Source organism: Bacteroides parvus, from assembly GCF_017309675.2.
GTDB classification, from domain to species: domain Bacteria; phylum Bacteroidota; class Bacteroidia; order Bacteroidales; family Bacteroidaceae; genus Bacteroides; species Bacteroides uniformis.
In genome coordinates this window covers 1,590,744-1,601,795 of sequence record NZ_CP084680.1, presented here as the reverse complement: position 1 = coordinate 1,601,795, position 11,052 = coordinate 1,590,744, and the positions used below count along the sequence as shown (strand labels likewise).

8 protein-coding genes are annotated in these 11,052 nt (G+C 48.1%); 2 read left to right on the top strand and 6 right to left on the bottom strand.

The genetic code is table 11. From position 1 onward, the window contains the following. Positions 1-28: 28 nt before the first annotated feature. Genes JXR92_RS06400 through JXR92_RS06385 form a run of 4 tightly spaced genes read right to left on the bottom strand, consistent with a single transcriptional unit; the run spans position 29 to position 5,766 of the window. Positions 29-2,314: a hybrid sensor histidine kinase/response regulator gene (locus JXR92_RS06400; protein WP_138346160.1), complete on the bottom strand. Its 2,286-nt coding sequence runs from the start codon at positions 2,312-2,314 to the stop codon at positions 29-31. Between the two features lie 4 nt (positions 2,315-2,318). Beyond that, positions 2,319-3,662, bottom strand: coding sequence for an MATE family efflux transporter (locus JXR92_RS06395; protein ID WP_117599219.1), 1,344 nt, complete (start codon positions 3,660-3,662; stop codon positions 2,319-2,321). A gap of 1 nt (position 3,663) precedes the next feature. Continuing rightward, positions 3,664-4,902 (bottom strand): M16 family metallopeptidase, encoded by a 1,239-nt coding sequence (locus JXR92_RS06390; RefSeq protein WP_117599218.1) that lies wholly within the window; start codon positions 4,900-4,902, stop codon positions 3,664-3,666. Between the two features lie 24 nt (positions 4,903-4,926). Continuing rightward, positions 4,927-5,766 carry a peptidylprolyl isomerase gene (locus JXR92_RS06385; RefSeq protein WP_117966295.1) on the bottom strand — a complete coding sequence of 280 codons (840 nt, stop codon included), beginning with the start codon at positions 5,764-5,766 and terminating at the stop codon, positions 4,927-4,929. A gap of 93 nt (positions 5,767-5,859) precedes the next feature. On the opposite strand from JXR92_RS06385, the gene JXR92_RS06380 reads away from it, so the two are divergent. Then, on the top strand, positions 5,860-7,287 hold the full coding sequence (locus tag JXR92_RS06380; protein ID WP_117599216.1) for a sigma-54-dependent transcriptional regulator: 1,428 nt from the start codon (positions 5,860-5,862) through the stop codon (positions 7,285-7,287). Positions 7,288-7,505: 218 nt separating this feature from the next. Beyond that, positions 7,506-7,688 carry a hypothetical protein gene (locus JXR92_RS06375; RefSeq protein WP_005828596.1) on the top strand — a complete coding sequence of 61 codons (183 nt, stop codon included), beginning with the start codon at positions 7,506-7,508 and terminating at the stop codon, positions 7,686-7,688. A 93-nt stretch (positions 7,689-7,781) separates the two neighbouring features. Here the strand turns inward: JXR92_RS06375 and JXR92_RS06370 are convergent, their stop codons facing one another. Then, a complete protein-coding gene (locus JXR92_RS06370; RefSeq protein WP_138346162.1) occupies positions 7,782-10,319 on the bottom strand; it encodes a S9 family peptidase in 2,538 nt (845 codons plus the stop codon). Between the two features lie 10 nt (positions 10,320-10,329). Continuing rightward, complete coding sequence (locus JXR92_RS06365) at positions 10,330-11,001, bottom strand: RluA family pseudouridine synthase (protein WP_005834903.1); 672 nt, start codon at positions 10,999-11,001, stop codon at positions 10,330-10,332. Positions 11,002-11,052: the final 51 nt, after the last annotated feature.

The window sequence follows — 11,052 nt, the reverse complement described above, 5'->3', positions numbered from 1 at the left end:
AAATCATGTATTCTTCTCTGTTCCCCCATTACGGAAAAGCTGTTGCCTGAGTAATGACATCCTCTATCAAAACGAGGGCGGCAAGGGCGTGCTCTTTCAACTCTCCGGTAAAAGGCACTCCATGCGAAGTTTCCAACAGTTTCAGCAATGCAACCAGTTCCGTAGCTCCAATCAACGTAAAGAGGGGAATCATTTTGTGGGAGACAGCAGCCATCTCGTCCACATCCTCATTCTCCACAGCCTTCTGCAAACGCTCCGCATTGAGACGGGTTTCAGCCACAAAACTTTCCAGAATGGACTTTGCGGCCTCGGGGTCATCGACCGAAAAAACGGTGAGCGAAGAGAATTTATACCCCGGGCAAGCCGAAGCTTCCGTAACCTCCTTCCCTTTGTCCTCCACATTCAATTCATGCAGCAATTCACTGACGGTAAACGGCTTATGCAGGCATCCGGCAAAGCCATGCGCCGTAAATTCCTCACGCTGCATGTCACTGCGAGCAGTGACAGCAATCACCGGAACAGACTGTGCCTGCGGTATGTTCGAAGCACGCAGCAGTTTCAGTAAATCAAAACCATTAATAGCAGGCATCTGCACATCAGTAAGCAGAACATCAAAGGTTGCAGTGCGCAAGGCATCCAGCAATTCATCCAGTTGTAAACAAGAAACAGAATTTATACCACTCTGCTGAAGCATGGCGGCAGTAAGGGTAAGTTGAATACGGTCATCATCGATAAGGAGGACATTCTTCAATGAAGAACAAGGAACGGAGAATGAAGAATTGCCCTCCGGCGTGACAACACAGCCCAATTCTTCATCCTTCATTCTACGCCTTTCGCTCCTTACGGGATAGATAGGAATATATATCGTGAAAGTGCTTCCCTTACCTGGTACACTGTCTACATCAATCGTACCTTCAAGTAACTGTACCAACATACGGACGATGGAAAGTCCGAGTCCGAACCCTTCTTTACCCTGAGCACCCGGTAATCGGGTGAATTCCTGGAAGATACGCTCACGGTCAGCAGGCTCCATACCTCTACCCGTATCAGCAATGGCAACTACCAGTCGACGGTCCTCGTAACGGGCAGTCATGGTAATACCGCCTTGGTCCGTAAACTTCACGGCATTGGACAGCAAATTGTTGATAATCTGACGCAGACGCAAGGGGTCACAAATATAGGTACCGTCCAGCTCCGGGGCAATGTCGCAATGAAGCTCCAGCCCTTTGGCAGCCGTAAGCGGTTCAAAACTTACGTGTATCTCTTCAAGCAGGCGGGAAGGATGAAAAGTGACCCGGTTGACTTCAGCCTTGTTCAAATCAAGACGATGGAAGTCGAGCAAATCAACGACCAGCTTCAGCAAATGCTCCGATGAGGTTTTCATGTTGTCCAGATAGAACCGCTGGCGCTCATCCACCGTCAGACGGGAAAGCAAATCGGCATAGCCCATGATAGAACCGAGCGGGGCTTTGAAATCATGGGTAATGGCAAGCATCAGTTTTTCACGGACAGCAAGTAAATCTTCGGCACGACGGCGAGCCTCTTCCAACTCACGGCGGTACCGGTTGCTTCGGGTTATGTCGCGGCCGATGATAATAAGGAAAAAAACGGAAAGCAATACCGCACCTACGGCAATGCCACTGATAATCTTGGCCGAACGGCGTCGGACCGCCTGTTGATACTCGGCTTCCGTCCGTGCACGCAGCAGAGTTTCCGTCTCATAATCTTTCAGCAAACTGTCAATACGAGCGGTCAGCATATGGTCCAAGCGTTGCAGATAGCGTTTACGTCGTTGTATAACAGTGTTTACAGCTTTTTTCTGCTGGGCCACAGCACGCAGTTTCTCATGCAAAGAATCGGCCGGATTATAAGGTTCAATCACCGTATCCGTCGCAAATTCGAGGGAGGTCTTTACCTGGATAGCCGTATCTTTCTTTGGGGGGACAAACACTTCACCCAAACGACGGAAAAAACCCTTCTTCCGAGGGCGTGTCACGACGGTATCCCGATGTGTAATGATACGGTGCTGCACACGTTGCTGGGTCACTACTGAGTCCTGCTGGGCAATTATCTGCTCAATGTCACTGGTGGATACCATGCTGTCATTCGCCTCACTCAGCGTACGCAGCATTCTTATCGTATTGGTATCCTTCTCGCGTATCAAAGCTAGTACGCTGTCTGTCCATTGTACATCGCGGTCATCGGTAAGAATAAGGTTCTCCATCTCCCGGTGTACGAAGAACAAGGAAAAAAACAATACCGCCAGCAACAAAGTGTAGCCTACGGCAATCTTTACTTTGGAGACACTGTTCATATTATCAAATCCTTTCCCTGGTCTGTCTACGGAATCTCAGCCACAGCATCACCCCTGCACTGGTCAGTCCAAACGGGAAAGCCATCCAGACCCCCGTCAGTCCCCAGCCGAAGATGAAACCGCAGAGGTACCCTACGGGCAAAGATATAACAAAATAGGATATAAATGCAATAATCATCATCGGTTTCACATCCGAGATACCACGCAGGGCATTGGCAAAATTAATCTGCAATCCGTCACCGAACTGGTAAATCAGGAACGGAAAGAAGAGAGCGGCTACCATACCGGACACTTCCATATTATCTGTAAACCATCCTCCGACCTGACCGCGAAGTGCAAAGACAATACTCAACAGCACCACTTCCATGCATAAGATGACGTGAAGGCCAGCATACGCCGAACGGCGCACATTCTGCCCGTCGCCCTGCCCCTTAAAGTTACTGACACGCACAGCAACTGCAGCACCCATGCCATAATACATCATGAAGGTGAACTGAGAGACAGTGAGCATTATCTGATGTGATGCCAGAGCAAGTGTCCCCAGCCACCCCACCATGACAACACTGAGGCTGAAGGAAGCGGTCTCCATTCCCATCTGCATACCGACAGGCCAGCCCAGAGCATTGAGTTTCCTAAACATCGGTGTCGACCATCCCAGCCTCATGAATCCGAGTCTATAACGGATAAAACGGCGACTACGAAGCACAATCACCGCAAAGACCACGACCATCACAATGCGAGAGAACAAGGTACTTACACCCGCGCCAAGCAATCCCATCTCCGGGAAACCCAATTTTCCATTGATCAGAATATAGTTTCCTACGATGTTAAGCGCATTCCCTCCAAGCAGAATCCACATGGCCGTCTTGGTGTCGGTGATGCCATCCGTAAACTGTTTAAAGCCGTTGAACAACATGACAAAAACCAGTGAAGCAAGCAGCACTAGATAATAAGGCTTAATCAGAGGCAGTAATTCTTCGGGCTGCCCCAGCCGTTCCACATTGAAATACAGAACAGCCATGACAAGAGTCAGCAATAAAGCTACCAGCACATTGGCCACCAGACTGCACCGTAACGCTTGTCCGGCTTCGGCAAAACGGCGGTTACCGTAGAAGCCTCCCACAACCGGGGTCAGCCCGTAGCTGAACCCCGTACTGAAAATAATACAGAGAGTAAACAGATTGTTTACGAAAGAAGCGGCACCCAGCTCTTCCGTGCTATGATGCCCAATCATCAGCGTATCGGCAAACCCCAGCACAATGACTCCCAACTGCCCCACCACAATGGGTAGTCCCAGGAGAAGCAATGCTTTGTAGTGTTGCTTATACGTATCAAATAAATTTCTCATACTAAAGGTTTTCTTTTTGGTAATAAAGCACAATCCCATTTTCATCGCGGAAGGTCTGTTGGGCTACCCTATGAAGCTGTTCTGCCGTCACAGAGCGGTAATTGTCCACTTCACGGTCTATGTCTTCCGCCTGCCCGGTCAGTTCAAACCAGGCAAGGTTCGTGGCAACATTCAGATAATTGATGTTGCCGAATATCTGTGTAGACTCAAACTTGTTCTTTACTTTCTCCAATTCCTGCTCTCCAACAAACCCGGATTTCAACTCTTCCAACTCTTTCCGGACAGCAGCCTCGGCTTGCTCCAAAGATACGCCAGCAGATGGCTTTCCACTGATATGCAGCAGTCCGGCATCCCGTGTACCGGAGATATAGGCATCGAGACTGGAAAAGAGCTTTTGCTCCTGCACCAGCCTGCGGGTCAAGCGACTGGAACGTCCATTGCTCAGAATATCCGACAGAATATCGAAGGCATAATAATCGGCATCTTCACGACTGCACATGTGATAAGCCATGAACAAAGCATCCAGAGGAACATTCCGTTCCACCGTCTGCCGGCGTTCCGCCGTCTGTACAACTTCTTGCGGTAATTGTCTTACAGGCACATTCCTACGGGGAATAGGAGCAAACCATTTTTCAGTCAGCCTAATCGTTTCTTCCCACGAAATATTTCCGGTAACGGCCAGAACTGCATTATTAGGTGCATAAAAACGGAAAAAGAATTCCTTTACCTCATCCAGCGTGGCATTGGCAATGTGAGAGAGGTCTTTCCCGATAGTAGGCCAGCGATAAGGATGCGTTTGATAAGCCAAAGGACGAAGCAGATGCCCCACATCACCATACGGCTGGTTCAGACAACGTTGCTTGAACTCCTCCATCACCACTGCACGCTGCACCTCAAGACTTTGCTCACTGAATGCCAGTTCCAGCATACGGTCGGACTCCAGCCAGAAGCCGATTTCCACATTCGATTTTGGAACCGTCAGGTAGTAATTGGTAATATCATTATTGGTCCATGCATTATTCTCCCCACCTGCCAGTTGCAAAGGAGCGTCATAATCAGGAATATGCACCGAACCTCCAAACATCAGATGCTCAAACAAATGGGCAAAGCCCGTATGCTCGGGATGCTCGTCACGGGCACCTACGTCATAAACAATATTCAAGGCAACCATCTGCGTGCTGGTATCTTCATTGTGCACCAACCGCAGACCGTTGTCAAATATCTTTTTGTTTATCTTCATAAAATAGAATGACAGAATCTATCATCAATCTATCACTGTCACTTTTTTAATAACCACATCCTCTTCAGGACGGTCGTTACGATCAGTCTTGACCTTCTGTATTTTATCAACTATATCCATACCTTCCAGCACTTCACCGAATACGGTATATGCACCGTCCAAATGCGGAGTACCACCCATGGTAGTATAAGCCTTCACCTGCTCGGGAGTAAACTTGAACTCCGGTTCCTTGGCAACCTGAGCCTCTGCCTGCGCAATCAAAGAATCTTGTAAATCCATCAGACCGTCCTGGTCATTATTCTTACGCATCTTGTAGATTTCCTTCATATGCTTCTGGGCCAATGCATTGAAAGCATTGTTCAGGCGCATCTGATTCATCTGCTGTTCCATCCCCAGCAAGGTAGAGTCATTATACACTTTTCCAGTCACAATGTAGAACTGGCAGCCGGATGATGCCTTGTCGGGATTCACCTCATCACCCTGGCGTGCAGCCGACAAAGCACCTTTTTTGTGAAAATACTTCGGATAAACAAATTCGGCAGGAACAGTATAACCTACGTCGCCTGCCCCCAGCATCTTGCCTTTTGGAGCCTTTTTCGATTCCGGGTCACCTGCTTGTATCATAAAGTCCTTGATGACACGGTGGAACAGCGTACCTTCATACGTGCCGTCTTTCACCAGCTTAATAAAGTTATCACGATGTTTCGGGGTTTCATTATACAGTTTCACGGTGATGTCACCCGCACTTGTTTCAATCTTCAGCTTCGTTTCTTTTTCCATATTTTCCTCTTTCTTTTGTCCCGGCTTGCAAGCAGTCAAACCGCAAACCAGTATAGTTAATAATACAATTAGATTCCTTTTCATTTTATTTTTTATTTAATTTAAGTTTGCAAATATACTAAAATCAGACAAAAGCACTTACCTTTGCCTACATAAAAGAGATAAAAGGCAAAAGCAATGACATCCATATTAATTGTAGAAGATGATATTACTTACGGCATGATGCTAAAAACATGGCTCGGCAAAAAAGGTTTCCAAGTAACCTCCACCAGCAGCATTGCCCGTGCTCAAAAACATATTGAGTCGGAAACCGTGGACTTGATTTTGTCTGACCTACGCCTGCCCGACAAGGATGGCATTGACTTATTGAAATGGCTGGGCGAACACGGCCTGCAAATACCGCTTATCATCATGACGGGATACGCTGACATACAGTCGGCCGTCCAAGCCATGAAACTGGGAGCCTGCGATTACATTGCCAAGCCTGTGAATCCGGACGAATTACTGAAAAAAATAGGCGAAGCCTTGAATGCATCATCCTCCGCTTTGAAACAGATGATGCATCCGTCCCGAACAGATGACGCGTTTACCCCAAACAGACCATCCGTCTCGCCCAAACAGACGATGCATTCCGACAAGATGAAAAATCAGTCTCAGAAGAGTGCAGAAGGCTCATTGTCTTCCTCCGACTTCCTCGAAGGAGAGAGCGACGCAGCCAAACAACTCTACAATTATGTGAAACTGGTTTCACCTACCAATATGTCCGTACTCATCAATGGTGCCAGCGGAACGGGCAAAGAATACGTAGCTCATCGCATCCACCAGCTCAGCAAGCGTGCCGACCGGCCGTTTGTAGCCATCGATTGCGGTTCTATCCCCAAAGAATTGGCCGCTTCGGAATTCTTCGGGCATATAAAGGGCGCCTTTACCGGCGCACTGACCGACAAAACGGGCGCTTTCGTCGAAGCCAACGGCGGTACCATCTTCCTGGATGAGATAGGCAATCTGAGCTATGAAGTGCAAATACAACTGCTGCGTGCTTTGCAAGAACGCAAGATACGTCCGGTTGGTTCAAACAAAGAGATAAGCGTGGACATACGTCTGGTATCCGCCACCAACGAAAATCTGGAGCAAGCCATCGAAAAAGGAACGTTCCGTGAGGATTTATATCACCGTATCAATGAATTCACCCTGCGCATGCCGCAACTCAAAGACCGCCGTGAAGACATCTTGCTCTTTGCCAATTTCTTTCTGGACCAGGCCAACCGCGAAATGGACAAGCAACTGACCGGCTTTGATGACAAAGCATCCCGCGCCTTATTGGAATACCCCTGGCCTGGCAATCTGCGACAAATGAAGAATATGGTACGTCGTGCAACCCTGCTGGCACAAGGCAAATTCATTACTATCAACGAACTAAGTGAACTGAAAGAACCTGCATCGGCCATCATCGGCATCCCTCTCCGCAATGAGGAGGCAGAGAAACGTCAAATCATCGAAGCCCTACGGCAGACGGGAAACAACAAGAGCCGCGCTGCACAACTGTTGGGCATTGACCGCAAAACGCTGTACAACAAGTTGAAGCTTTATAACATATCCGACTAAAAGATGTGGAATAATTCCACACTCCTCTCCACACATTCCCCACTTTTCCACATTATACTACACTTTGCATAAAAACATATACATCTAGTTATCAAAGCATTACCCAACAAATAATTCTTTTGGCACACCATTTGACTTGTATTAAGTACAAGCAACAAGCGCTACAACAAACAATTAGACTTAACAATAAGATATAGCAACCTAAAAGCAAATGAATTATGAAAAAATTAGTATTAGTAGCAGCCCTGTTTATGTTTGTTTGTGGCGGAACGTTCTTGGCTCAAGCTAAGGCTCCGGTAGAACAGCCGAGTAAGACAACAACCTTGTCTAACGACACTGTGGTAACGGATACTTTGCAGAAAGCCGAGAACGTCCAAGACACAGCAAAAGTGGCCCAATAACAGTAAGCACACTACAACAAAAAGCCGTTTCCTCCTTGTCTATTCTGGGAAACGGCTTTTTTAATTGATAGTTGATAGTTGTCAACTAAGAAATCACCAATGTCTTTCCGGATAAAGGTCATTCCACCATGCCGGACTATCCTGCAACCAGCGGGCAAACCAAGCCATAATTGAATTGTGCCACAATTCACGTTTTGCATAATCAAGTACAAAATGGTTTTCACCATCCACGGTAATAAATTCCACCGGCTTGCCCAATATCTTCAACGCATTATACAACTGGATACTTTCACCGATAGGCACGTTCGTATCTACCGTGCCATGCAGCAACAACAGAGGGGTATTAATCTTGTCCGCATTGAACAATGCTCCATGCTTCGTAAACAAATCGGGATTATTCCAAGGATAGCTATCGGCTGCCGCAACAGAGTTATAGGAATATCCCCAATAACCCTCGCCCCAATAGCTCGTTACATTGCTGATGCCAGCATGCGAGGCAGCGGCAGCGAACATGTCCGTCTTAGTCTGCAGATACATCGTCATGAATCCTCCATAAGAGGCACCCAGACATCCGATACGTTTATCGTTGACAAACGGATGGGCTGCACAGAATTTCTTCGTACCTTCAATAATCTCATCGGCCGTACGCTCACCCCATGCATTGACATGGCGTGCAGAGAACTCCTGGCCGTACCCGATGGCACCACTGGGCTGGATAACATAAACCACATAGTCACGTGACGCAAACAACTGTGCACAGTACGGGGAAGTTATACCGCGGGTTGTAGGAGTCGTTCCTCCATAATAGTATACGATAAGCGGATACTTCTTGTTCGGGTCAAAAGACGGCGGCAGACAAACCATTCCCTTTATCTCCGTACCGTCCGAAGCTGTAAAGTTCCACTCTTCCATCTGTCCCAGCTCAATCTTATCGAGGATGGGCTTCATGGGGTTGGCAAGCAGGGTAGAAACTTTTTTCTTCGTGTCGTACGTATAGGCTACGCCCGTACTGGTGTTTCCTCCGCCCACATAGGCAGCCACAACCGGATTGTCATTGGCCAGCGTGAAGGAAGTAATCACATCTTCTTCAAGCGGAAGCATTTCAAAGCCGCCCGTCTTCGGAACATAACGGTAGATATGCCTGCAATCCCCATCAGTCGTATCGAAATAGATACATCCGTCCACACGGTTCCACTGCACGAGAGACACCGTAGGATTGAAATCGCGCGTGATAGCCTGCACTTTTTTTGTAGCCAAATCCATAATGAATGCTTGGGTATCAAAGTCATTGGCTATGGGATGTTCACCGCAATTCTTGCCAATACCTCCGAAAGCAGACGGACTACCCGTCACCAGAAGCTGTTTCCCATCCGGAGAGTAAGAAGCACTTCCCAGATAAGCATCCCAGGCGACCAGCGTATCTGCCTGCAAGGTGGCCAAATCAATCTCGAAAAGAGAAGAGAGGGAGAAAGGGCATTGAGTAATGTCCGGCTTGGAAGTGCTGCACAACAGTTTCTTGCCATCCGGGGAAATATCATTCAGATAGACGTTGTGACTACCGTATGTCAGGCGCTCGGAAAGTCCCGTCGCCACATCGTATTTCATGAGATAATAGCGGTCACGAGAATTGGGGATACGGTCGTCCGGATGCAAGAGACGTTTCAACGGGCCACTCACCTTTTCGCCCTCGTCCGTGAGCATATAGATAAGATAGTCTTCTGTAGGAGACCAGCTGAAATATCCTTCGGGAACATTCTTCAGCAGCACTTCCTCACGCATCGTGGCGGGATCGAACACAACCAGGTCATTCTGCTCCTCGCCCATAACCGTATAATAGAGCTTGTTGCTGTTGGGCATCCAGTTCATCTTTTCATTGGCATTGGGCAATATCACCCGGCCAGTCTTTACCTCGGTCAGCTCACAACGGGTCCTGGAACGCTTCACGTCGTAATTGTCCGAATAGCGGGTCAGCAGATACTTGCCGTTGGGCGAAAGAGAAACCCTGCTCGCTCGGGAGCCGAAATTGGTGTTGAACAAAGAGAAACGTCTCTTCATGTCCGGTGCCATCCGGCAGGCTACATCGGCAAAGTCCTTTTCCTTTTCAAATTCGCATTTCAGCATCGGCTGCATCTTGTCGTCCGCGCTTGAAAGCAACTTGATGACAATCTCATAATCTGCTTCGGGGTCCATACGCAGACTGACAGCCGTAGGACGGACCTGCGACAAGCTGTCCTCCGCTGTCTCCTTGACTTGCTTGGACTCACCGTTTACAAACACCTCAAAACGGGCAGGGGAATATACATTCAGCTTGCCCTTCATGAAACGCTCCGCACGCAGATTGGTAGCAAACAGATAGAACAGATTGTCCTTGTCTGCCTTTGCCACAGCTACATATCCAGCCGTATCAGCAGCCATGCGTTCGTACGAACCCTCGTCGAAGTTAAGACTGACCTTCGTCTTCAGAAGATTGCCGATAGTAAACTTATCTCCCTTGAAGTTGACGCTATCACCCTGAAGGGGAGTACGCACCGTAACGGCCGGACGCACGTTATACTCAGCAACTCTTTCCTGAGCTTGGGCAGCCAATCCCGCAAGGAGCAGCAAACCCGACAAAACTGTGATTTTCTTCATTACTGTAAGATTAAATCGTTTCAAAACCATTCCATAAATTTCCGGGAGGGACGGGAGCCTCCACTTCTATCAGTTCTTTGGACACCGGATGCACAAAACGGATATACCGCGCATGCAGACAAATGCTGCCGTCGGGATTGGAGCGGGGCGAACCATACTTCAAATCTCCCTTGATGGGACAGCCCATCTTTGCCAACTGACAGCGTATCTGGTGATGGCGTCCGGTTTTCAAATCTATTTCCAACAGATAATAGTTCTGCGACCGCCCGATGAGCCGATAATGCAAAATCGCTTTCTTGCTGCCCGGCACCTCCTTGTCGTATGCATAACTCTTGTTCTGTTTCTCATTTCGCACCAGATAGTTCACCAATTCCCCCTCTTCCTCACGGGGCAGGTTCTTCACCACTGCCCAGTAAGTCTTCTTCACCTCGCTATTCTTGAACATCTCGTTCAGACGCGACAGTGCCTTACTGGTCTTGGCAAAAACAACAAGACCGCTCACGGGGCGGTCCAGCCGGTGGGTGACACCGATAAAGACATTTCCAGGCTTGCTGTACTTCTCTTTCAGATACTGCTTTACAGTTTCCGAAAGCGGTGTATCACCCGTTTTGTCTCCCTGAACTATCTCGGAAGCGGTCTTGTTGACTATAATGATATGATTGTCTTCGTATACGACAGTCATCGATTGTTAATGTTTAATGATTAGTGATTAATGATTAATGACTAACACCCA

Excerpts from the sequence above, each read along its gene's own strand:
- JXR92_RS06400 (WP_138346160.1), bottom strand. The coding sequence starts at position 2,314 with ATGAACAGTGTCTCCAAAGTAAAGATTGCCGTAGGCTACACTTTGTTG.
- JXR92_RS06395 (WP_117599219.1), bottom strand. The coding sequence starts at position 3,662 with ATGAGAAATTTATTTGATACGTATAAGCAACACTACAAAGCATTGCTT.
- JXR92_RS06390 (WP_117599218.1), bottom strand. The coding sequence starts at position 4,902 with ATGAAGATAAACAAAAAGATATTTGACAACGGTCTGCGGTTGGTGCAC.
- JXR92_RS06385 (WP_117966295.1), bottom strand. The coding sequence starts at position 5,766 with ATGAAAAGGAATCTAATTGTATTATTAACTATACTGGTTTGCGGTTTG.
- JXR92_RS06380 (WP_117599216.1), top strand. The coding sequence starts at position 5,860 with ATGACATCCATATTAATTGTAGAAGATGATATTACTTACGGCATGATG.
- JXR92_RS06375 (WP_005828596.1), top strand. The coding sequence starts at position 7,506 with ATGAAAAAATTAGTATTAGTAGCAGCCCTGTTTATGTTTGTTTGTGGC.
- JXR92_RS06370 (WP_138346162.1), bottom strand. The coding sequence starts at position 10,319 with ATGAAGAAAATCACAGTTTTGTCGGGTTTGCTGCTCCTTGCGGGATTG.
- JXR92_RS06365 (WP_005834903.1), bottom strand. The coding sequence starts at position 11,001 with ATGACTGTCGTATACGAAGACAATCATATCATTATAGTCAACAAGACC.